The organism is Paenibacillus sp. OK076 (assembly GCF_900110055.1).
Taxonomy (GTDB): Bacteria; Bacillota; Bacilli; order Paenibacillales; family Paenibacillaceae; genus Paenibacillus.
Genome location: NZ_FOCH01000003.1, coordinates 57,789 through 80,191 on the forward strand (window position 1 = coordinate 57,789; position 22,403 = coordinate 80,191).

A 22,403-nucleotide genomic window follows, 5' to 3' on the forward strand; every position below is an offset into this window, starting at 1 on the left:
TTCATAAGGAATCATACGAATTAGAAAAATGCCAAGGAATGCCGGCAATATACTATGCCATATTGGAATCACTTCCTCACGATCGGCTGTGTACCTTATATTCAAGTTTCCGGTCCATACCAACCATAATACAGCAGCAAATATAATGATCATGCACAATAGGCCGATTGCTTTTCCCCATCCTGGAAACATTACTTTTAATTGGTGATTAATTCCAATTCCCCTCCTTTGAGTGGTATGTCGCCTTTGCTTTTTTTAATTCAATTGAGTTAAATAAACTCTAGCACATCCCATCTTCAACGTCTATTTATTTCAGTTGAGTTAAATAATATGATATTCTGTGTGTATGCCAAAAATCGTGGATCATGAGAAAATGAAGAATATTATCGCTGAAGCTACTTGGAAAATCATTAGTGAGAAAGGCATTCATCATGCAACGTCAAGAACGATTGCAAAGGAGGCCGGATTATCACAAGGCGCTTTAAGACATTACTTTTCAAAACAAGAGAGCCTATTAGCGTTTGCAATGGAGTTAGTTAAGGAAAAGGTACTTACTCGACTAAAAAATCTAAATGCAAGAGAACTGGCGCCTCAAGAAAGAATTGTTGAATACTTGCTCGAACTAGTCCCGACTGATGAACAAACATTATTGGAAATGGAGGTTTGGTTTGCATTTGTAAGCTATGGAAAAACGCAAAAAGGGTTCGACGCCAATTATGAGGACCTGCAAAACGCAATCAAGAACTGCATTATGTACTTAAAAAATGAAGGTCTTCTGCGCACAACCGATGAAGAGAAGGAACAAGAAAAACTGTATGCCTTTATGAATGGGATGGCTCTCAATTTGTATCTCGAGCCGCATAAGATAAATCGAACAAGAAGCAAAGAAATGATACAAGACTATATTCATTGGATTATACGTTGAAGGAAAGCATGACACACAGATCGGGGAGTTAAGTTAGCTTGCCAAAGCGTAGCAGAATCCAATCTGCAGCAGGAGCGACTGAATAAGTTATGAGGAGAATCCGGTGGCTACCGGGGAAAAATAAAGATTAAGAACCCGCGTCTGATGCGGGCTTCTTTGTGCTTTCTTTGTATCCATATCCATGCATTTTAGGGGCTTACATCTCAGACTTCTGTAACGTTCAGATTCAGCTTATGTTTACAACATACTTCGTAAAAATCTTTTGAAACAATGGGTTTGAAGATATTGATATAATCCAGCATAAAAAATTCATGCTCGCCAATTCGCTCTTCATGAAGGCAGATTCGAGATACAACTTTGACGATCTTACGTGGAGGCTGTTGTACAGATGCAGCAATGACTGCTTTGCGCCCATATTCCGAACGTTCATAATCAAAAACATCCAAACGGTTAAGCTGATGTGCAGTCCAATAGGTTTTTTCAACCGAACGACCGTCGTGGTAACACACCGTTGTCTTAATAAACTGTGCGTTTGTATTGGCTCCCTCCAATAGCTCTTTAAAACGATCTGATACGTGTCTTGTTCCTGTGATCGTCTCGAAATAATCTACATTCAGGTTGCGCACCGAAGACAGTAACTCAACCTCTGCGGTTGTCCCCTCTGGTAACGGATTCTCTATCGCCACATAATTCATATCTAATTGGGGAGTGAAGGTCGTTCCACCACTAATAAACCCTCTACGTGGATATTGAGATTCCAGAAAATAATAGTTCAAAGAATGATGTCTCCTTTCCAAATGAAGTGCTTTTCATCCATTGTTTAAGAGGTTTAAGTTCGATTAGTAGGGAATACAACATAATCGAAGTTTCTTAATCGATGTAGATTGAGAGTTAGCTTGCATGCAAAATAGGGGCCGGGTCACTCACTAACATGAGTACCCGGTCCCTTGCTTTAATATACATGCGAATATACAGACCTTAATCAACACTTTAACAGATCGAAAAGAAACAGTCTATATTTTTGGAAAAATGTTCTATATATTTAAGTTGCTGGCCGGCAAACTACAGGTGAAACGGAGTATAACTCAATGATGTCCAACAACCATCTTACTCGTGAAGAATTACAGGGTTATGTGTACAATGTATTTGGCTCCGGTTACCACATAACGCAGAGCGCAAGAATTCATGGCGGCGCACAAAAAGTCATTTACAAACTTGACTGCAAGAATGGTTTTACTTGTATGCTGTACGTTTGGGATATTTCCAGCAACTATTTTCAGGAAGAGATCTTGAATGAGCCCACGTTCCACAGTGCCTATGGCAGCGAACTTTTCTCTTTAAATACTCGCTTTCTCGCTCAACATGGAATTCGAACACCAACCTTATATGATCTGAATAACGATAGAGACCAGTACGATTATGATTTTGCTCTTGTTGAGTATGTGGATGGACAGAAAGCCGAAGCCTATTTCCAGCATAAAAATCACACAGATCGGGATGCGTTGTTTCAACGGATCAGGGATATGTTGTCTCATATGCATAACATCCAACGAAACGTTTATGGAAACGCCAACGATAACAACAAAAAGGCTGGCCCTTGCTACAAAATTCAGCGGTTGGATGCCGAAACAGCCTTATCCTATGCATCCAGGCACATGTCAGATATCAGGAAAAATAACGAAAGGCTACTTGAGAAACTTAACGAATTGGAAGCAGCCATTCAACCCAGAGATCTCTATAGTTTCATCCATGGGGAGCTAGGTCCGGATCATATATGGATAGATTCTGCGATGCAACCATGCCTTATCGATATTGATGGCGCAGGATTTTTCGATCTCGAACATGAGCATAGCTTTCTGGAGTTTCGATTTGGAAAATTTTATCATCACTTGAAAAGTAACGATCTCGACCCTGAGCGGATGACATTTTATCGATTTTGCCATCATTTGTCCCTGATATCAGGAGGATTGAAACTGCTTCACAGACAATTCCCCGATCAGCAATTTGCTAGAGGTCTCGCGGAGTATCATGCCAGATGCGCAGTTCAGATGCTTGACCAATAAACATGAATACGGATATAAGCCTGGAAGGAGATTGGAGCATGGAATTTATTTACGAAGAGGAAAGACTTGCAATGAGCGTTATTCAAGCCATTCACACTGGAGATATTCCATCATTAAAGCAACTGTTGACACAGAATCCGGGATTGGCAAAAGTAAAAATATTGGAGAGAAAGCCTGACAACGTAGATTCAGATTCCAGAATCTCTCGAACGCTGCTGCACGTGGTAACGGATTGGCCGGGGCACTTCCCTAATGGAGCGGATACCGTGCGAGTACTGACCAGGTTCGGTGCGGAAGTGAACGCTCCTTTTGTCGGTCCAAACATCGAGACACCTTTGCACTGGGCTGCAAGCTCCAATGACGTCCAAGTACTCGATGCCCTTCTTGATGCTGGCGCAGACATTGAAGCCCCTGGCGCAGTCATCGCCGGAGGCACACCGCTGGACGATGCTATTGCTTTCGCACAATGGGATGCAGCTCGGCGCTTGGTTAAGCGCGGTGCGACCTTTGCCCTTTGGCATGCAGCCGCCCTTGGAAATATTCACGCCCTGCAAGAACATTTTAAAGGCGTCCAACTCCCAGAACGTTATCCTTGGGGAACAAGCACCTCCCCTTCTCCTCCCGATGCAGTAAACGTTGCCTTCTGGTGTGCTTGCCATGGTGGTCATAGAGAAACAGCCGAATACCTGCTTGACCGAGGCGCCGAACTGAACTGGATAGCCACCTGGGATGGAATGACTCCACTGGACACAGCCAAACGACATAGATGGGTTGAACTGATCCCGTGGCTTGAGAATCAAGGTGCCAAATCTGCTAGCGAGATTCACAGGTATATGAATGATTAATGGTTAGTCTGGAAGTGCCAACTGCTGATGACTGCAAACATGCAGAGGTGCAAAAAAGCTGAAATAACTGGATCAGCAAGTCAACAATCCGGTAGCTAACAGAAGGGACGAGAAGATTAAGCGTTTGTTTTTGTTTATTTGCATATGTATAAAAGGAAAAGCCCGTGATCTTTACGGGCTTTTTTTTGCCATGCGCTTCATACCCGAATGTTTACCCCAAGGAATCGATTTTCCGAAGTTCGGAAGGGTTTGGCCCTGCTTCGCCGTGCAGCTTCTCCATATGCTGCACATGCCCTGCTCCCCAGTCGCTCATTGTCTGAAGCACAGGTTTCATAAGCTGTCCGTACTCCGTAATCGAGTATTCAACCTTTGGAGGAACCTGCGCATACACTTCGCGATGCACAATATCATGATACTCCAGTTCTTTCAACTGCTGGGCTAACATCTTTTTCGAAATATCGGGAATGGCTTTTTGTAATTCGCTGAACCGCATTGTGCTATTGCTTAGCAGGCGAAGAAGAATTAAAGATTTCCATTTGCCCGTAAGGATATCCAGCGCCGTTCCAAATTTGCAATACACCGTCATTTGCATTCCTCACTTTCTAGTCATACGAGGGTTTACTTTTGGTTACCTGGTTAGGTTTAAGTGCCTACTTCCTGATTGGACTTTCTCACTTTAGTATAGAGGCAGACATCAAAATTGAACAAGTGAGGGGAAAAGAAACGATGGATATAACGTTATGGATCATACAAATCATATTGGCGGCAGGCTTTGTATATTCGGGATGGATGAAAACCATTCGTATCGAGTCATCAAAAAAGATGTGGGCCTGGGTCGATGATGTGCCAAAAAGTCTGGTTGTTCTGATCGGAATTGCGGAGCTGCTCGGAGCGTTGGGCCTCGTTTTGCCGTGGGCGCTGAACATAGCTCCGCTGCTTACGCCGATCGCCGCAATGGCTCTGGCAGCGGTCACGTTTCTTGGGATGCTGTTTCATATTCGGCGCAGTGAGTATCGGGAGCTTGGCGTGAATCTCTTTTTTATGGTTCTGGCATTGATCGTAACCTTTGGAAGACTATGAACACGGCGCTCATCAGACTTATTCGTTCTCCCACCCAACCCAATTTTATATACGTCTCCTTTTGGATAGGTTAAGAGTGCCAGACTGTTACCAACCTGTCCTAAAAGCGGTCATACTAATCTATGGTAACATGTGTAGCTATCCTTTTACCGGTGTAATCACATATAAACAGGGACCTCTCATCAACATGATAAAGGTCCCTGTTTAACAACTTGATATATAATTTTCCGTTAAGTGATGGTCAGACCGCCGCTTGCATATCCGGCTATGGTTGTAGCCACATCAACTCCGGCTGTTACAGATGCCGAGAAGACCATAAGCAGGCGGTCACCTGCGGCTACCGGAATGCTCAGTCCTGTAGTCAATCCGCTGGATATTGTGCCCAGTGCCAGAATTCCGGTGAGTGGGGGAGCCAAAGTGACCAATGCACCAGGTACAGCTGTAAAGGAGTTATTCGGTGTAGTGGAGCGGAATAATTGTGCAGTTATGGTTACTGTAGATCCAACCAAGCTCAGTCCGGCTGTCGTGCTGAAATATGCAGCCAGTGAAGTAATCGTTCCTGTACGCGATGCGGAGAAAGCAAAGTTAAGCAACGTTCCAGCAGCGCCTGTGAGATCAATAATTCCTCCATTAACACTTACCCCTGTAGCACTGTTGCCAAAACCAACTAAACTGGAGGTATTCAGAAGGCCGCCCAATACCGTAGTCAACGCAACCGGAAGTCCTGATGCATAAGGAATAATTGCTCCAGAACCTGTCGCACCAGTAGCCCCGGTTACACCTGCGGTGCCTGTCGCTCCCGTTGCTCCGGTCGTACCTGCGGTGCCTGTTGTTCCCGTTACTCCGGTTGTACCTGCTGTACCCGTTGCTCCTGTTACCCCGGTCGTACCTGCGGTGCCTGTTGCTCCCGTTACCCCGGTTACACCTGCTGTACCTGTCGCTCCCGTTACACCAGTTGTACCTGCTGTACCCGTTGCTCCTGTTACCCCGGTCGTACCTGCGGTGCCTGTTGCTCCCGTTACCCCGGTTACACCTGCTGTACCTGTCGCTCCCGTTGCTCCGGTCGTACCTGCGGTGCCTGTTGCTCCCGTTACTCCGGTTGTACCTGCTGTGCCTGTTGCTCCCGTTACCCCAGTTATACCTGCTGTGCCTGTTGCTCCCGTAGCCCCGGTTACACCTGATGTACCTGTTGCTCCCGTTACCCCGGTTACACCTGCTGTACCTGTTGCTCCCGTTACCCCGGTTACACCTGCTGTGCCCGTTGCTCCCGTTACTCCGGTTGTACCTGCTGTGCCCGTTGCTCCCGTTACTCCGGTTGTACCTGCTGTGCCCGTTGCTCCCGTTGCTCCTGTGGCCCCAGTAATGCTTGGGATTTCGCCTAGCAATTCGGAAGAAACCAAACGATGGGCTGTTACCAAAGAGCCTGTGCTGCTCTTACCCCATACGGATACTTGAACAGGGTCATTAATCGTCGCTGTTGTTGTAAAAGTAAACTCGAAGGCATCCAGATTGGCAAAGTAGTTGTTGGTTATTACCTGATTGGGTGCAAGGTCAAAAGTCTCACTGATATACAGAACTCTCACTCCACCATTCATGTAATACCCTTGTATTTGTATGGTTGAGGTAGCCACATCACTGCGGTTATCGATCTTGATTGTAACTGACTGAGTCGGTCTTACACCACTAACAGCATTATTTTCTATCGGCCCTGTCGATAAAAAGCTCATCGCTACATCTCCTCTTCATGGGATTGGGATATCTTATTTCCTAAGTGTTTTGAACTGTTTTTTCGTGATCCACCACCCGGTGTGCATCTACCAATTGTCCCGACGCTTGTTTGCCCCATACTGAGATCCCTACTTCTTCCGAACCTTCTGTACTGGTTTCAAAAACAAATTCAAAAGCATCTAAGTCTGCAAAATAATTTCTGGTCACTGCTTCGTTAGGTGCAATACTGATCATTTCACTCACATACAGCGTTCTTGTTGTGCTTAGCACATACCCCTGAACGGATACTGTTACAGAGTCTACAGCAGTTCGACTTACCAATCTAATCGTTACCTGTTGTGTCGGTCTAACACCAGAAAACGGATTGTTTTCGATCGGCCCAGTTGATAAAATAGCCATCTTCCCCATCCCACCTTTTCATGAACCTCTTAGTCTCTTAAGCTCACATGAATAGTAATATTCATACATGAAAGCAACGGTGTGGACAAAAGACAGGCGTCAATTCACCAATATTCATAAGACATATAAGATTAAGGCAAGAACAATATATGAATTTCGTAATCTTGCGTTTAAACAAAGGGGTAATATGAATATGATGAGGGATGAGTGGCAGACCATTTCATTTATTTATTACAAGAACTCAAAAGAACCTTTTCCAACAATCGGGAACAAAAAGATGATTTAACATAGCTTTATACAACAAACCAGCCTTGTGTAGTCTGGTGTTTTCGTGTCAAAAGGGCTGTCCCAAAAGTCATGCTCATGACTTTTGAGACAGCCCTTTTCATAGTTATTTAGGTTTAATCCATCTGACACACGTTTTTTTGCTCCCGTTTGCACCGTTCTGAATTATAACTTATTTTAACGACTGCATCGCTCTGTTTAAATCGATAGATTCCTAACCTCATTCTGATACTTATGGATATAACGGATATAATCTTGTGCACTTTGGTTAATTTCTTCATTGGTAGCTTGAAATGAGGCACCAAAGACTGCAAAATACGGTAATGCTACGGCACCAACATGATTTATGCTCGCTTTGAAAGGCGTAACAACCTCATCTACAGTAAAGGACACTGAGCCACCCCGCGTGTAATTTTCCTTCTTATCGCCAATCGACATGGCCAAACCCATCTTTTTCCCATGCAGTTTGTCCCCTGTTGATCCATACGCCCATCCGTAAGTAAACACATCATCTAACCACTTTTTCAACAAAGGTGGATAGCTGTACCAATATAACGGAAACTGCAAAATAATATGATCATATGCTTCGAGTAACTTTTGTTCTCTGGACACATCGATGTTCCAATCAGGATAGGTTTTATAAATCTCATGAATTGTAATATCAGAGTGTTGCAACAGCTCCTTTTTCCAGCGTTGATTTACTCTTGAGACCTCTATATGGGGATGAGCCAGAATGACGAGTGTTTTCATGATTAACATTCCTTTCTCAGTTCAGCTATAGGTTTTTTTGAATATGGCCATTATCATATAAGCTTGAAATAAAGAAAATACACACTCGAAAGTAAGATGGTTACTTCAAAGTCTGTATGGACTCATCAACTCTATTGTGAGAAAATAACTAGTTATACCACATCCGCAAGATGTAACATAAACGAGGTGATATGTCATGAAGCAATATAACCTGGGAATCGAAGCGACACTCGAAATTATTGGCGGCAAATGGAAAGCGCTAATCATATGTTTATTAATGTCCGGTGTGAAAAGGACAGGGGAGTTGCAGCGCAGTATAGACGGTATCTCGCAAAAGGTCCTGATCCAGCAATTACGCGAGCTTGAGAGCGATGGCCTTGTCAGAAGACATGTTTATCAACAAATGCCGCCCAAAGTCGAATACAGCCTTACGGAGTATGGAGTTACCGCCAACAAGATCGTGGATGTGATGTGCACATGGGGGCGGGAAAATATAGCATTAAGGCAACAACAAGGACAAGACATTATATTATTGGAAAAATAAAGAGCCTACTTTTTGAGCTCGTACCTATAGGCTGACACTTTGAGAAGAAGGAGCAATTAAATTGAAAAACTATCTTGTATTTGGTGCCAGCAAAGGGTTAGGAGATGCATTTGTCAGGGGTGTACCTGAGCAAGGTGATAAAGTCTGGATTGTATCTCGCACAAAACCTGATAACTTGAAGCTGGAGGATGGCGTGGAACGCATATGGATACAGGCAGATCTGTCTGATCTCCATGCATCCGAACAGATCTGCGATGCGCTTCAGAACGAGACTTTAGATGTTCTCATTTACAATGTGGGCATTTGGGAAAAAGAGGGGTTCGAGGACCACTATACGTTCGATAAGGACACCCCCGCCGAGATCAGTAATCTGATTCATGTGAATGTAACATCCGCTATTGTTTGTATTCAGGCATTATTACCCCACCTCAGGCAATCAACAGCTGGAAAAATCATTCTTATTGGCTCGACTGCAGGTCTGAACAATGCGAACAGTACTCAAGTTTCTTTTGTCGCCTCCAAATTTGCCATTCGTGGAGTTACAGAAGCCTTGAGAGAACATACAAGAAAAGACCGGATTGCGGTTACGTGTATCAACCCGGGAGAACTCGCAGCCGAAGTTCCATATAAAGATGGCATTGACCGCGCTCTTTCCGAATATAATGGTACACGCATCCCTCTTCAGGATATGGTTTCCATCGTAAAATGCATCGTCAGCCTGTCCAATGCAGCCTGTGTAAAAGAAATTAATATGCCGGCAATTACGGATATAAACGCTTAATCGAAATTCCAACAGAATTAAAAAGAATTTCCGTGACAACCAGAGAAGAACAAACATAAAGAGCGCGTTTGAAACGTGCTCTTTGTGCTGCTAAGGAAGTTAACATTTTATAAAAAGGGCTTTAAAAAGGCTTAAATTCACTTCATTTTAAAAAAACGTCACTATACTTTAGTCCTATCCTCCCTGGGCTAGGGTCTTGGACAAAGACTGGGCTTGAGTTTGTTCTGATCAGGATAGATCCACTGTTATACTGCAAAGCGACATACATATTTTGATTAAAGGAGCTATCACAATGAGCACAAATTTTAGCACCATGCCCAGCTTGAATTCAGAGGAGGAAAAGGTTCTTATTCAAAAAGCCAGGCGAGGACTGCTCGTTTTCTTTGCCATGCTCATCCCGCTCTCCATCCTCAGTTATGTACTGATTACGAAAGCACCTATTTTCGGCCTGCTTCTCATGTGGACACCTGGCTTGTCCTCCATCTTCGCCCGTATCGTGCTGCGTGAAGGCATCTCGGATATTTCCCTGCGGATTGGTGGGAAGCAGACACTGAAGTCGTTGCCTTTCATCTTGCTTTTTCCAGTCGTCATTGGTTTATTTGCTTATGGAATCGCATGGGTTACGGGACTTGTTCAGTATGTTACACCAGACTCATTCATTGAGGGTCCATCTGGTGTTATCCTTGCAGGAACGATACTTTTTCAAATGATTGCGGGTACTGCAATCGGTATAATCAGCAGTTCAGGAGAGGAGCTCGGCTGGAGGGGCTATATGCTCACTCGACTAATCGACGCCCGTATACCCAGACCCGTGCTGACGAGCGGAATTATTTGGGGGGTCTGGCACCTTCCCGTAATGCTTTTTGCAAATTATTATTCCGGTCCGTATCCGGCCTTATCGGTTATCCTGTTTATGATTTCAGTGACCTCTTTCAGTTATCTGATCAGCCGCTTGCGCTTAACAACGGGCAGCATATGGCCTGCGATTCTCCTCCATGCCTGTTGGAATGCCGTGATCCAGGATGCCTTCGATATCTCTTCCAGTGGCAAGAACGTTCTGCTATGGACTGGAGAATCCGGAATATTGGTGGCGCTCGCCTTGCTGATTGCAGCATGGATGATGTCGAGAAAGCCTCTTGTCATAAGACAGCTATAAACGATTGCTATAGGTGAGGATGTATAAAACTTTTTTTGAAAAGAAGACGCTAGAATTCGGAGAAATGATGAAAATCTATTCATAGGGAAGAGCATCAAACTTAAGATTGACAAAAGCCCGCAAAGTAGCGGGCTTTTCGGTTTTTCATGCTCTATCTTTTATCTTTGACTTTCAAGCTAGATTACTTGTAAGAATGAAGGTTGGCCAATGCATACGAGCTTTTGAGCTTTTGAGCTTTTGAGCTTTTGGATAATTTCATTGCCCTATTGAACAGCTCATCACTGACAAGTTACTTTGATGCTATCATGCACTCCACCAGTGCCCGCAGTGAATAATCGGAGGTTGAACATAACAGAATGCATCCGGCTGTCTGCGGCAGTGCGGCATCATCGTAAGGATTGCGCAGCACCAGATTCAGCAGTGGCTTAACCGCTGACACAGCCTCAGCCAGTGCCAGCTGACCAGTGAACAGGTGTGCATTAAGGGTGCCCTGGATAACGACATCCGCATCAGAAGCTTGCAATACCAGAGATTTTATCTGCTCGGCATCCGGCTTCATTGCACAGTAGCATGTTTCCACAGCCAAGCCTTCATCCTTCAATAGGGAAGCTAACCGGATCTCCGCAGAACCACTATTATCTGCCTGAGTCAACTGCTCCTGCAACGGCAGTATCAGCAAATATTTCATGGAAGCCTTGAGTGGCATCAGGCCCTGCGGGTCTCGGCTAACTTTCACGGTCATACGAGCCAGCATCAGGGCCGCCTCTCCCCACTGCTCTCTGGGAATCGGCTCTGCAGCCGCTTGGTACTGCCGGAATTGGTCATACAGCTGCCGAATACGAAGAACCGATTCGTCGATTTGCTCCTCATTGATTCGCCCATCCCTTACAGCGGCCAGAATACCCGCGATGACCCGGCTCTGAAACTCCGGCGTATGGCACATCAGGATCATATCGTTCCCCGCCTGAACAGCCAGCACACCCACGTCTTCCGGGCTGAAGTTTTTGCGAATGGCCCCCATTTCAATATCATCGGTGCAGATCACCCCCGTATAGCCCAACCGTTTCCGCAGCAGTTCCGTGGCAAAAAAAGGACTGAGTGAGGCTGGAAGTCCGCCGGATTCCGGAATGTTGGGAAACACCAGATGCCCCATCATGATTGAATCCGCACCAGCTTGAATTGCCTCAACAAAGGGAAGCAACGGCCCCCCCATCAACTGTTCAATCGTCAGCTCACATTCAGGCAGAACAATATGCGAATCTCCGCTCACTTGCCCATGCCCGGGAAAATGCTTTGCTGTCACGGCCACACCCGCTTCATGCATCCCCTGGATATAGGCTACGCCGAATTGGGCCACCAGCTGCGAGTCCTCTCCAAAGGAGCGAACACCCACAACCGGATTGTCTATATTCGTGTTCACATCCAGCACAGGTGCCCAGTTCATGGGAAGGCCAAGGGAGTGCAGCTCACTGCCAATGATTTTACCGAGCAAACGAGCGGCTTCCGGATCTTCACTTAACCCCGCTGCCCGGTTGCCAGGAATATAGGGAAAAAAGGACTTAAACTTGGACAAGGTGCCGCCCTCTTCATCTACCGAAACATAATAAGGCATAAGGCTTCCGTTGCCTTCGGCTATGTTCTTCACTTCTGCAAGCAGCGCATGTGTCTGCTGCTCGCTCTCAATATTATGGGGAAAGATGCCGATGCCCCCGAATCGGTGCTGTGCCATTCTGCCGCGAAACTCCGGCTCGGCTCGAGTCGATGGTGTGCCTACTACGCACATCAGGGCAATTTTGTCTTTCAGGCTCATTGCCGTCAGATCAACTGGTGGATGGATTGCGTTCAGACCCAGCTCTTGATAAAGCGTACGCTCGAGATAATCATGCAGATAGAACCTGGATTTCACAAAATGCTCCGCCATATCAGAGGGCTGGTAACGCTCCAGCGCAGCCTTCATCCGAGGCAGGACACCCTCACGCCCGCGGCGGTTTCTCGTATAGTTGTTTTGGAGTGAGCGCCACTCCGCATCGTCTCCGGGATACAGCTCCCAGCGGTAAGCGTACTTATGGATCGCCCTCGAACGATCTGTCGCCACCTCAAAATCATGCATAATCGCGATCAGTTCCGCTTCTTCCTTATGCTCGCGCACTTCGTCCATCAGCTTCCAGATCACATCATAATAATCCTCTACCCTGTAATTGCCGAGAAGGTTGTGTCCGGTAACAGGATTGATGCCATGAAACCGTTCCAGAAACCGGTCGATGAAGGTGGAGGTATTCGCTTTGCGGTTCCAGGCCAAATCCGCGTGCAGCAGCATGGGATACCAAGTGGTTTCAAAAATACCATACGGAACACCGAGGCTGAAAGGCCCCGTCCAGTTGGTAGCAACCACGCAGCCAAGCTTCAACTTGTCGGCTGTCTCTGCCCACTGGAGCAAGTTGTCCGTCCGGTTCGGCAGTACTGGATAATTCTGATGCTCAGCCCAATCAAAGCTGCGGACTGCTGGCGCTCCCATCACTTCAATGCCGAGCGCCCTGAATTTATTGGCATGCGAAGTAACCTCCGCTTCGATATTGCGCCCGTTGTAGATCCAGATCATGGCGACACTTCGCTGATCCAGCTTAGCCAGTTCCTCTGGCGGGCATTTATCCAGCATGTCATGCCAGAAAATCGGCTGTTTCCCCCGGTCTGCCGTAAATGCAATCAGACGGTTCAAAAAGGCGATAAAAGCTCGTTCCCGCACGCCTCCAAACTCAGTTTTGCAGCGTTCGCACTCGCATAGGCTGTAGACCTCGTCACACCCAAGGTGAATATAACGCGAATCCGGGTGGGCGTCGATCATCTCCTCGAGTAAAGTGGTTATCAGCCCAAAGGTTTCCGGATGCGAAGGGCAGATCTCTCCGGTGGACTGCTCTGTCTCGCGTAGATGCCGCCAACCTTCGTGGCGTAATACATATTCCAGATGTCCGAAGCTCTGCTGGAGGGGAATGATCTCTATAAAGTTCTCGTGGGCGCTCCGCTTCAGTTCTTCCAGCTGTGAACGACTTAACGCATGCTGTGGATGTGCGAACTCGGGATGTGACTGAAACGGGAACTTATCCTCGTATTCAATCAAAATCGCGTTCGTCTTATAACGGGCAAATTCAGCCAAATACGCTGTCAACAGTTGCGGCTTCGAGAACGTCTGACGCAAGTCAAAGTTCATTGCCCGCAAAGATGTATCCGGCCAGTCGGTGATGGACACCGCCGGGATGACATCATCCGGTCCAAGCAGCTGTACCAAAGTCTGCAATCCATAAAATAGACCCGCCGCATCCAGTGCGTAGACTTCAGCCCTTCCGGCGGACACCTCCAGCTTATACCCTTGTGGACGTCCGGCAAGCCCCACGGGTTCTGTCTCATCTTCTCCGGGGATGGAGCTAACATCAGAGATGACCAGGCCCTTCTGTTGTACGCCCATAACTTCAAGAGCTCCATAAACTATCTGTATTTCTTGGATTTCTTCGGTTTCTTGCGCTTCTTGGGTTTCTTTCGCTTCTTGGGTTTCATGGATTTCTTTCGCGTCATAAACCGCAAGGGCTTGTTGCACCCCATCGACTACCTGCTTCGTTTCCTGCTCTGAGGGACGTTCGATTACTAATAAATAACCTTTTTCTATTCTGGAGCAAGTATATTCCATCCCAGGAAATGCACGGCGGCAATGAATTTCCAATCTGGGATCATCCTGTTCCATCAAAAGACTCCATCTTTCCTCACCATTCAGCCGCAAGGGTTCTCCTTCGCTCGCTGCAATCTGCTTCGGTAGTGGTATCAAGCTCTGCATCGCTCTCCTCCTATTCTCAGCTCTGTGGACAGATCCGGCCATTCTTCCAGCACTGCAAGACACTTAACTTTCCACCATCCATGTTGAAGCTAACGATATCGGCAGGCGCGCCGACCTCAAATCCTGCGGCCTGTTCAAGCCCAAGCAGCCGGGCCGGATGCACCGATGCACAGTCCCAGGCATCGGGAAGCCCGGACAACCCCGCTTCCACAAGATACCCCACCTGATCCGGCAGCATCATCGCCGAGCCAGCCAACAGGTCAGGCTGGCGGGCGAGGTGCAGCCGACCGTCCGTCGTCAATACCACATCTCCGCCGATATGCAGGTGGTAGGAACCTGGTGGCATACCGCTCAGCGAGACGGCATCACTGACCAGAATGGCGCGGTTCCGTTTCATCCGGAGAATTACGGCCAGCACGGACCGTGGAAGATGATGACCATCCGCGATCATGCACCCATACACCTCATCGGCCGCCAGCTGTTCCCACAGGTAGTTCGGATGACGCGGAAGCATCAGGTGTGCGCCGTTGCCAAGATGTGTAGACATTACCGCTCCTGCGGAGACCGCTTCCCTGATCTGCTCTGGCGTAGCTGCCGTATGTCCAATCGAGACAAGAATGCCGGATTCGCAGCACCGGGCAATAAATGAAGCTGAACCAGGCCACTCCGGGGAAAGAGTAATGATGCGAATCAACCCATCGGCGGCATCCTGCCAACGGCTGAAGGCCTCCCAATCAGGCGGAACAATATGCTGCCTTGGGTGGGCGCCGCGTGGGCCATCCTCCGGCGAAATGAATGGGCCTTCCAGATGAATGCCCGCAATTCCCTCGGCAGCATCCCGGTTCAGCCGAACGGCTTTTGCAATGGCGGAAGCCGCCTCAGTCATCCGTTCCGAGCTGTTCGTAATCAACGTCGGGCAATAACTTGTAACACCTTGGCTTTGCAGCTTCCGGGTCAGCTGTATTACCGTATCTGGATACAGTGGTGCTGTGTTCAGATCTAGCCCCCATCCGCCGTTCACTTGTAAATCTACCAGTCCGGGCCCAAGCCAGGGCAGGCGATCTATGGGAGGCGACATTTCAAGTTCAGTAACAGCAGTGATACGTCCCTTTCTGACCTCCACCTCAATGGGCAACCCTGTTCTGTAGTGCTTCCCGATCATTGGCACGCTCACAGGCCGTAGGCCTCCCGGTCTGTGAACATCGTGATTCGAGGATGTGTACGCAGGATGGTGGCAGGACATGCTGTGCTGATCGGATCATGTAAAGCTGCCGCAAGTGCACGTCGCTTGGATGCTCCCGGTACAATTGCGAACAGCTCCCTTCCAGCCATCAACGTTGGCACAGTCAGGGTCAACGCCTTCGCAGGCACATCATCCAGATGGGCAAAGCACCCATCATTCACCTGCTGACGGCGACAAGCTTCGTCCAGTTTTACCGCTTTGACGATCCTCGAATCTTCAAAATCGGCAACAGGCGGATCATTGAAGGCGATGTGCCCATTTTCTCCGATCCCAAGGCAAACGATATCAATAGGAGCCGTACGCAGCAGGTCTCCATATCTCTGACACTCCTGCTCCGCATCTTGTAGCCCACCCAACAGCTCCACCCGCCCAGGCTGCACCCGACTGAACAGCCGATCCGTTAAATATTGACCAAAGCGCTGGGGAGCCGTATCCGCCAGATCCATATATTCATCCATATGAAAGGCGCAGACCCTTGACCAATCGATACCTTGCTCCCGTACCAGACCTTCATACAATTCGTTTTGCGAAGGAGCCGCAGCGAACACCATGCGTACCTGACGCTCCGGATCCTGAAGCAGCTGTCTTAATCTGGCCCCAACCGCAGCCGCAGCGGCTGCCCCCATCTGATTCCGATCGGCATAAACCTGTACAGACATATGCTCAACGATATGATTCCTTAGCGGTTCCACCAAGTCATTCGCATTCATGTGCTTCCTCCTCCTTCAAGCCATTGCGCGCCTGCTTGTTCAATTGCTGGCATTCAACATCAGCAGCGTTGTATGCGGCGAATCATGGCCTGCTGCGTAGTAATAGCCGTTGTAACGGATTATGCGAGGTTCAAAACCAACCTGTCTGCCCGGTCCCACCGCTTCCGAGACAAGTGTCACGCTCCCATCCACTCCGGTTGTCCCGCTGGTGTAACGCCCCGCCGCATAAGTAAATCTCCCTTCGACTTTCGCCCCCGAAATTATTGCGCCTGTATCATAATCTCTGACCTTCAGAGTGACAGATACCCCTGATCCGCCAGAGACCAGATTCATGTCTGTTACAATCAGTGGCTTCAATGGGGTACTACCGGTGGTCGCCGATACTTCATCGGTGAGAGGCCCGATATTGCCACGCAAATCGCGGGCTGCAATACGGTAGTAATATGTCGTATCCGGCAGCAGTCCCTTGTCCTGGTAATTCAGGGCGCGGGCGAATCCGACGATATCCGCAGGAGCAGGCGTGAAGCCCTGCACGGTGCTCCGATAGATCACATAGCGTTCCACTTCCATGTTATCCGAAGCCATTCCATAATTCAGATGTACAGTCTGATAATCAGTGGCCTTAATGGAAGGAACCCCTGAAAGGGCGGAAGGAGCTTCCTGGTCATCCGGCGCTGTCCAAACTACGCCACCTGGCCCCCAATACGAAGGAAGTGCCCGGTAGGAATCATAGTGATGGACGGCAATGCCGCCAAAGGCGCTGCTCTGCCCGTAAGCTGCATATACCTTATCCAGCTCGGCTTCCATGTGGATGCGCCCCTCCTCCCAGAAGGTAATGGTCTCCGGGTCTCCGCTATTGGCGATATCCAGGGTTTCCACACCAATCACAACGGAATTCGGCTTGCCGATCTGATCTGCATAAGCCAGCTCTCCAGCAGCCCCGGCAATAATGCCAGCGGAGCCATCCGCCGTATCCCGGTAATCCATAATGGAGATATAGTCGGAGAGATCCTGAACATGCTCGGACAGCCATTTGCTGGAGCCATTCCATGAAATATTTGCTGCTTGATCCGATGTGTCATACCACTTGGGCACAGCAGGGCCGAACGGAAGCCGAATACCTGCGGTATCCCGGCGACTAATCATCTTTTGCAGGCCATCCAGATATTCCTTCTGCAAGAAATGACTTGGGTCTTTAAAGTCGGGAGAGATATAAGGCTCAATATCCACATTGATGCCGTCAAACTTCTCCGTATCCCCCGCTGCAAGATTGTAATTGATTACCTGCTCCATTTCCTGCACGGCATGATGGTGATATTTCTCGTAAGCGCCCATATAGGCCGGCGTAGTGCCGCCTGCAATCAACGCATGAACCTGCAGATTTTTGCTGTGCGCCCAGCTCACGAAAGAACGCAACTCCACTTCCTGCGCCTCCAGTGCATCGTATCCGGCATAACCGCCCACTGCAAAATAAAGCGTCTGGACCGGTGTTTGGCCGAATGTCTGCGTATCGGCAATGAATGATTCCAGCACCTGGCGCGATCCAGGGTTCAGCAGCAGCTTATAGCTCTCCGGTTCCCAGATCCACATGGCCCGCTCCTGTACAGGAAGAGGAACGGCAGTCTCATGCGTCCCGGTCCCCACCTGAGCATACACCGTCGGGCTATAACCATAACGCTCCGGTGCACTGGTCGCCCTGGCCTCCAGACTGACCGTGCGATCGCCAAGTCCCGCCGTGTCCCAGGTGTATACATACGCAGAGCCTTGCTGAACGGCCTCTTCCCATGGCCCGCGATTCACCCGAACCTCTACCTGTAAGATCGGCAGAGGCGAGCTGGTTTCGACAGAGATCTCCACCTGACCGCTAAGAGACACGCCCTCAGATGGCCCCGTGATCGTTACTTCGGGAACAGCAGCTGCCGGGTTATTAACGGTAAGGGTAGCAGGCGCTCCCCATACCCCGTAACGGGTGGACGTATCCAGTCCACGAACCACCAGTTCCACAGTCCCGTTATAGGCTGAGGTATCCAGCATATAAGACCAGGTGCCGCTGTCATCCCCATCCGGATCATGTAATACCACTTCGAATTGAGCCGTTCCGTCCACAAACAATCGAATGTCATACAAGTCGGTATAACTGCCCCCAATTTCCACCAGCCCTCCATCCGACACATACCCGCCCGCCGGCGCGTCCAGTGAAATTGAACCCGCCGCTTCTGCCTTGCCAGGGACAGCTATTCCAATCGTCACCATACAGAACAACAGAAACAATCCCAGTCTGAATCCGGAGTACACACGCAGATGCTGCTTTTTCATAAGCGAAGCCTCCTTTTGCCATTCTGTAATGGTCTAGGATTCCTGTGCCGTACAGTCGCTCATTTCGCGCTCAGCTGAACATTCTGAACACGATCATACGCTTCCTTATAGGTGCTCAGCAGCTTATCTACTCCGAGATTGTTAATCTCCTCCACATACTTCTCCCAATCTGCCAGACTCCGGGAACCCGTAACAAATTTGGCAAAGCTCTCGTCACGGTGCTTCTTGATCGCCTGACCGGTAATGGATATGACCTCATTTTCCACTTCTGTAAAAGCAGGTCTTGGCTGCATTGCGGGGGGATCATATTTGACCGCTTCTTCATAGGCATGCTTCAGATCGTCCGAGAACAGCGATAAGTGCGCATTGAAATCAATCCAGGTATAGGTCCCGCTGGTCTGAAGCCCTGTCTGCTTGCGCATTTCAATGACATCGTTATACTCCGGCTTGAACTTGATCGTATCGCCTTCCTTTATAAAGGTCTCGCCCTCTACACCCCAGCTGCTCAGCGTACGTCCTTCCTCCGAATAGAAAAAGTCCATGTACTTCATCACATCATCAATGTTCTTGGAGGTCGAGGCCACCGTCAATCCGCCTTCCATATAATGAAAATACGGATTTAATTGTTTGCCACCTGAAACGCCTGCCGGAGGGGCCATAAACTGCATGTTGAACTCCGGATTCTCCTGCTGCATGGCATTATTGAAAAAATCAATCCGGCTGATATAATCAATGGTCACAAATGATTTTCCAGTCGAGACCATATCCTGCCACTGCTTGGTTTGTAATGATAAGAAATCGGGCGGGACCAACCCTTCATCGTAAAAACTTTTCCACATCCCTACCATAGCCTTGTAGTTGTCTTCAGTTGGTCCATACCGCCATTGCTTCTGGTCAAAATCATAGTAGGCCCCTTCACCCGTTCCGTAGTTTACCGTCATATTGGCATTCATCTCATCCGGGATCTGACCGTAGCGAATCGAGAGCGGGTAACTGTCCGGGTATTTCTCCTTCAGCTTCTTCAGCGCCGCATGCAACTCTTCATAGGTTGTTGGAACCTGAATGCCTTCCTTGTCAAAAACATCCTTGCGGTACATCCAGATCATGCGATTCGTCTCGCCGAAGCCCTGATTCGGGAACATATACATTTTGCCGTCGGCGGACAAGGCAGCCTTTGCCTCCTCGGGATACTGCTTCATCCATGCCTTCAGATTTGGCATACTGTCCATGTACTCCATCAGATCCACCAGTGCGCCCTGCTGACCAAACTTGTTCGAATCCTTGCGATTGGGCATATACATCAGATCAGGCAGCGCTTTGGAGGCAATCGCCAGATTCAGGCTCTCATCCAGCTTGCCCGAAGGTGTCTGCACTTCCAGCGTGACACCCGTCTTTTCCTTCAGCCAGCTCCAGATGGGCCAGCTCTTGGAATAGGGGAATGTGGCATTGTTGTCCAGCAGGGCCGTGAAGGTCTTTGCTGCCCCGGTGGAGTTATTTCCAGTGCTGTTCCCCTTGGTATCTGTTTGCGGGTCGGCACCGTTGCCGCCGCTGCACCCTGCTACCATCGTTACTGCAATCAGCAGGGGAAGTATTACCGATTTCCATTTGCCCATAAGCTTCTCTCCCTTAATCTGAATTCGCGGTGCATTTCATGCCTCACTTAACCTTTGACCGCACCAACCATGGCTCCCTTGACGAAATACTTCTGTACAAACGGATAGATGACCAGAATCGGCAGGGTTGAGACCATAATGGTCGCATACTTGAGCGATTCCTCCACTACCAGGTTATCTCCCCCAATGGATGTTACGTCGCCTGAGCTTGCGCTGCCGGCCAGCACGAGATTACGCAGCAGCACCTGGAGCGGAAATAAATCGGGAGACCTTAGATAGAGCAGCGGAAAGATAAAGTTGTTCCACATGCCCACGGCATAGAACAGGGCAATCGTGGCAAAGGATGCCTTGGACAGCGGCACAATGATACGAATGAAGATGCCAATATCGTTCAGGCCATCCATTCGGCCCGATTCCTCCAGCTCTTTGGGGATGCCTGAGAAAAACGTGCGCATCAGAATGAGGTTCCAGGTGCTGACTGCCCCCGGAAGAACCATACCCCATACGGTGTCCACCAGATTCAAGGAACGGACCACCAGGAAGGTTGGAATCATCCCACCGCTGAAAAACATCGTAATGACAATCAGGACGGTGAAGCTATTGCGCAGTGCCATGTCTTTTCTGGACAGTGCATAGGCTCCGGTGGATGTAACCACCAGCGAGATCAGTGTGCCAAGCACGGTATAAATGATTGTGTTTCGGTAAGCCGTCCAGATTTGCGGATCGCCCAGCACCAATTTGTACATGCTCAGATTAAAGCCCTTGGGCCAGAAGGAAATATTGTTTTGGATGACGTTTACGTTGCTGCTGAGGGAAACCGCGAGCATATGAAGGAACGGATAAAGTGTGACCACCACAACGAACAGCAGAATCAGGGATGCCACAACGTTGAACCAGGAAAATCGGAGTGAGTTCACGCCACACCTCTTTCTACCATAGACTGGTCTCACTTAATCGACGGCTGAGCCAGTTGGCCGTATAGATGAAAATCAGGCTGATGACTCCCATGAACAAATCAATGGACGCACCATAGCTGAAATTCCCCTGTACCATGCCTACCCTGTAGACATACGTGCTGATGATATCCGCTGTATCGTAGATCGCCGGATTCTGCATCAGGAAAACTTTCTCGAAGCCGATCTCCAGCACTTTGCCGATATTCAGTATCAACGTAATGACGATCGCAGGAGATATACCGGGCAGTGTAACATGCCAGATTTTGCGCAATCGACTTGCTCCGTCCATATCCGCGGCTTCATACAACTGCGGATCGATGGCCGTCAACGCGGCCAGATAAATAATGGTCTCCCAGCCGATATGCTGCCAGATTTCCGACAGGACGTAGATGCCCCGGAACAGCCCGGGTTCATTCATGAAATTGATCGGTCCAATGCCGATACCTGCGAGCAAATTGTTAATGAGCCCTCCGGTTGGGGACAGGAACATAATCACCATACTCGCCACAATTACATTCGAGATGAAATGTGGCAGATAGCTGACCGTCTGTACAAAACGCTTGAATGCTGCCTTCCGTACCTCATTCAGCAGAATGGCCAGCAGGATTGGGGCCGGGAAGCCAAACACCAGCTTATACAATCCAAGCAGAAACGTATTCTTCATCAGCGGCCAAAAATCGGGATTTTCCAGAAACATCCGGTAATATTTGAATCCCACCCAATCGCTGGCCCAGATTCCTTTAAACAGATTGTAATCCTTGAACGTGATGACCAGACCAAACATCGGCGCATAGCGGAAGATCAAATAATACAGGAGGCATGGCAGGAATAGCAGCCATAGCGCCTTGTTCCTGTTCCAGATTCTGATCAAACGCGACTTCCGCCGAGGCGGCCGGTGCGCTTCCTTATGCAGTGTGCGCTGCGTTACGCTAGCATCAGCCATCGACATGCCCCCTCTTGCTTAGATGAGTTAAATTGTCTGTTATGTCAGCTAACTTACCCTGAAATTCCGGGGTTCGTATTCGAATTATAGCTATAAACCTTTAGAAAGCGCTATCTACATGTTATATAACTTTTCGCCTTTACTCCTTTTTTCCAGATATCCGCGTATAATTCAGTAAAAGTGTATATTGTTTGTGTCAGCTTTATGCCGCTATGATAGGATTAAACCACTCGATCCGGGGCT

General features: G+C 48.5%; 19 protein-coding genes. 7 read left to right on the forward strand and 12 right to left on the reverse strand.

Going from position 1 to position 22,403, the window contains the following annotated elements; all coding sequences use genetic code 11:
* Positions 1–346: 346 nt before the first annotated feature.
* The gene (locus tag BMY78_RS22820) at positions 347–925 is read left to right on the forward strand and encodes a TetR/AcrR family transcriptional regulator (RefSeq protein WP_090903688.1); all 579 of its coding nucleotides are present in this window, start codon (positions 347–349) and stop codon (positions 923–925) included.
* 203 nt (positions 926–1,128) lie between these two features.
* Here the strand turns inward: BMY78_RS22820 and BMY78_RS22825 are convergent, their stop codons facing one another.
* On the reverse strand, positions 1,129–1,701 hold the full coding sequence (locus tag BMY78_RS22825; RefSeq protein ID WP_090903689.1) for an imm11 family protein: 573 nt from the start codon (positions 1,699–1,701) through the stop codon (positions 1,129–1,131).
* A 312-nt stretch (positions 1,702–2,013) separates the two neighbouring features.
* Between BMY78_RS22825 and BMY78_RS22830 the strand changes: the two genes are divergently transcribed.
* Both BMY78_RS22830 and BMY78_RS22835 read left to right on the forward strand, forming a co-directional pair.
* Positions 2,014–2,988 carry a phosphotransferase gene (locus BMY78_RS22830; RefSeq protein WP_090903690.1) on the forward strand — a complete coding sequence of 325 codons (975 nt, stop codon included), beginning with the start codon at positions 2,014–2,016 and terminating at the stop codon, positions 2,986–2,988.
* Between the two features lie 38 nt (positions 2,989–3,026).
* Positions 3,027–3,833: an ankyrin repeat domain-containing protein gene (locus tag BMY78_RS22835; protein WP_090903691.1), complete on the forward strand. Its 807-nt coding sequence runs from the start codon at positions 3,027–3,029 to the stop codon at positions 3,831–3,833.
* 211 nt (positions 3,834–4,044) lie between these two features.
* Here the strand turns inward: BMY78_RS22835 and BMY78_RS22840 are convergent, their stop codons facing one another.
* Positions 4,045–4,419 carry a winged helix-turn-helix transcriptional regulator gene (locus BMY78_RS22840; protein WP_090903692.1) on the reverse strand — a complete coding sequence of 125 codons (375 nt, stop codon included), beginning with the start codon at positions 4,417–4,419 and terminating at the stop codon, positions 4,045–4,047.
* Positions 4,420–4,457: 38 nt separating this feature from the next.
* Between BMY78_RS22840 and BMY78_RS22845 the strand changes: the two genes are divergently transcribed.
* Positions 4,458–4,913 carry a DoxX family protein gene (locus BMY78_RS22845; RefSeq protein ID WP_256222317.1) on the forward strand — a complete coding sequence of 152 codons (456 nt, stop codon included), beginning with the start codon at positions 4,458–4,460 and terminating at the stop codon, positions 4,911–4,913.
* 230 nt (positions 4,914–5,143) lie between these two features.
* Here BMY78_RS22845 and BMY78_RS22850 read toward each other — a convergent pair whose 3' ends face one another.
* The 3 genes from BMY78_RS22850 to BMY78_RS22865 form a co-directional block, all read right to left on the reverse strand.
* The gene (locus BMY78_RS22850; protein ID WP_090903694.1) at positions 5,144–6,640 is read right to left on the reverse strand and encodes an exosporium glycoprotein BclB-related protein; all 1,497 of its coding nucleotides are present in this window, start codon (positions 6,638–6,640) and stop codon (positions 5,144–5,146) included.
* A gap of 40 nt (positions 6,641–6,680) precedes the next feature.
* Entirely contained in the window at positions 6,681–7,040 is a 360-nt protein-coding gene (locus BMY78_RS22855; RefSeq protein ID WP_090903695.1) for a hypothetical protein, read from the reverse strand.
* Between the two features lie 483 nt (positions 7,041–7,523).
* On the reverse strand, positions 7,524–8,075 hold the full coding sequence (locus tag BMY78_RS22865) for an NAD(P)H-dependent oxidoreductase (RefSeq protein WP_090903697.1): 552 nt from the start codon (positions 8,073–8,075) through the stop codon (positions 7,524–7,526).
* A gap of 196 nt (positions 8,076–8,271) precedes the next feature.
* Here BMY78_RS22865 and BMY78_RS22870 point away from each other — a divergent pair, with 196 nt between their 5' ends.
* The 3 genes from BMY78_RS22870 to BMY78_RS22880 all read left to right on the forward strand — a co-directional run bounded on the left by BMY78_RS22870 (position 8,272) and on the right by BMY78_RS22880 (position 10,556).
* Entirely contained in the window at positions 8,272–8,619 is a 348-nt protein-coding gene (locus BMY78_RS22870) for a winged helix-turn-helix transcriptional regulator (RefSeq protein ID WP_090903698.1), read from the forward strand.
* 61 nt (positions 8,620–8,680) lie between these two features.
* Complete coding sequence (locus BMY78_RS22875; protein ID WP_090903699.1) at positions 8,681–9,400, forward strand: SDR family NAD(P)-dependent oxidoreductase; 720 nt, start codon at positions 8,681–8,683, stop codon at positions 9,398–9,400.
* A 292-nt stretch (positions 9,401–9,692) separates the two neighbouring features.
* On the forward strand, positions 9,693–10,556 hold the full coding sequence (locus BMY78_RS22880) for a type II CAAX endopeptidase family protein (protein WP_090903700.1): 864 nt from the start codon (positions 9,693–9,695) through the stop codon (positions 10,554–10,556).
* Positions 10,557–10,845: 289 nt separating this feature from the next.
* Here BMY78_RS22880 and BMY78_RS32635 read toward each other — a convergent pair whose 3' ends face one another.
* The 7 genes from BMY78_RS32635 to BMY78_RS22920 are packed head-to-tail and all read right to left on the reverse strand — an operon-like array spanning position 10,846 to position 22,160.
* Complete coding sequence (locus BMY78_RS32635) at positions 10,846–14,379, reverse strand: DUF4838 domain-containing protein (protein ID WP_177185845.1); 3,534 nt, start codon at positions 14,377–14,379, stop codon at positions 10,846–10,848.
* Positions 14,380–14,395: 16 nt separating this feature from the next.
* Positions 14,396–15,553: an N-acetylglucosamine-6-phosphate deacetylase gene (locus BMY78_RS22895; protein WP_256222319.1), complete on the reverse strand. Its 1,158-nt coding sequence runs from the start codon at positions 15,551–15,553 to the stop codon at positions 14,396–14,398.
* Positions 15,550–16,332: a glucosamine-6-phosphate deaminase gene (locus tag BMY78_RS22900; RefSeq protein ID WP_090903701.1), complete on the reverse strand. Its 783-nt coding sequence runs from the start codon at positions 16,330–16,332 to the stop codon at positions 15,550–15,552. The genes BMY78_RS22895 and BMY78_RS22900 overlap by 4 nt, the downstream gene beginning before the upstream one ends.
* A gap of 39 nt (positions 16,333–16,371) precedes the next feature.
* Positions 16,372–18,648: an Ig-like domain-containing protein gene (locus BMY78_RS22905; RefSeq protein ID WP_090903702.1), complete on the reverse strand. Its 2,277-nt coding sequence runs from the start codon at positions 18,646–18,648 to the stop codon at positions 16,372–16,374.
* A 59-nt stretch (positions 18,649–18,707) separates the two neighbouring features.
* Positions 18,708–20,261 carry an extracellular solute-binding protein gene (locus BMY78_RS22910; RefSeq protein WP_090903703.1) on the reverse strand — a complete coding sequence of 518 codons (1,554 nt, stop codon included), beginning with the start codon at positions 20,259–20,261 and terminating at the stop codon, positions 18,708–18,710.
* A 47-nt stretch (positions 20,262–20,308) separates the two neighbouring features.
* Complete coding sequence (locus BMY78_RS22915) at positions 20,309–21,178, reverse strand: carbohydrate ABC transporter permease (protein WP_072734581.1); 870 nt, start codon at positions 21,176–21,178, stop codon at positions 20,309–20,311.
* Positions 21,179–21,191: 13 nt separating this feature from the next.
* Entirely contained in the window at positions 21,192–22,160 is a 969-nt protein-coding gene (locus tag BMY78_RS22920; protein ID WP_090903704.1) for an ABC transporter permease, read from the reverse strand.
* Positions 22,161–22,403 lie beyond the last annotated feature (243 nt).

Bases quoted from the DNA above. Each gene is read 5' to 3' on its own strand.
- BMY78_RS22865 (WP_090903697.1), bottom strand. From the start codon at position 8,075: ATGAAAACACTCGTCATTCTGGCTCATCCCCATATAGAGGTCTCAAGA.
- BMY78_RS22870 (WP_090903698.1), top strand. From the start codon at position 8,272: ATGAAGCAATATAACCTGGGAATCGAAGCGACACTCGAAATTATTGGC.
- BMY78_RS22840 (WP_090903692.1), bottom strand. From the start codon at position 4,419: ATGACGGTGTATTGCAAATTTGGAACGGCGCTGGATATCCTTACGGGC.
- BMY78_RS22920 (WP_090903704.1), bottom strand. From the start codon at position 22,160: ATGGCTGATGCTAGCGTAACGCAGCGCACACTGCATAAGGAAGCGCAC.
- BMY78_RS22880 (WP_090903700.1), top strand. From the start codon at position 9,693: ATGAGCACAAATTTTAGCACCATGCCCAGCTTGAATTCAGAGGAGGAA.
- BMY78_RS22830 (WP_090903690.1), top strand. From the start codon at position 2,014: ATGATGTCCAACAACCATCTTACTCGTGAAGAATTACAGGGTTATGTG.
- BMY78_RS22835 (WP_090903691.1), top strand. From the start codon at position 3,027: ATGGAATTTATTTACGAAGAGGAAAGACTTGCAATGAGCGTTATTCAA.
- BMY78_RS22820 (WP_090903688.1), top strand. From the start codon at position 347: ATGCCAAAAATCGTGGATCATGAGAAAATGAAGAATATTATCGCTGAA.
- BMY78_RS22910 (WP_090903703.1), bottom strand. From the start codon at position 20,261: ATGGGCAAATGGAAATCGGTAATACTTCCCCTGCTGATTGCAGTAACG.
- BMY78_RS22900 (WP_090903701.1), bottom strand. From the start codon at position 16,332: ATGAATGCGAATGACTTGGTGGAACCGCTAAGGAATCATATCGTTGAG.
- BMY78_RS22905 (WP_090903702.1), bottom strand. From the start codon at position 18,648: ATGAAAAAGCAGCATCTGCGTGTGTACTCCGGATTCAGACTGGGATTG.
- BMY78_RS22850 (WP_090903694.1), bottom strand. From the start codon at position 6,640: ATGAGCTTTTTATCGACAGGGCCGATAGAAAATAATGCTGTTAGTGGT.
- BMY78_RS22855 (WP_090903695.1), bottom strand. From the start codon at position 7,040: ATGGCTATTTTATCAACTGGGCCGATCGAAAACAATCCGTTTTCTGGT.
- BMY78_RS32635 (WP_177185845.1), bottom strand. From the start codon at position 14,379: ATGCAGAGCTTGATACCACTACCGAAGCAGATTGCAGCGAGCGAAGGA.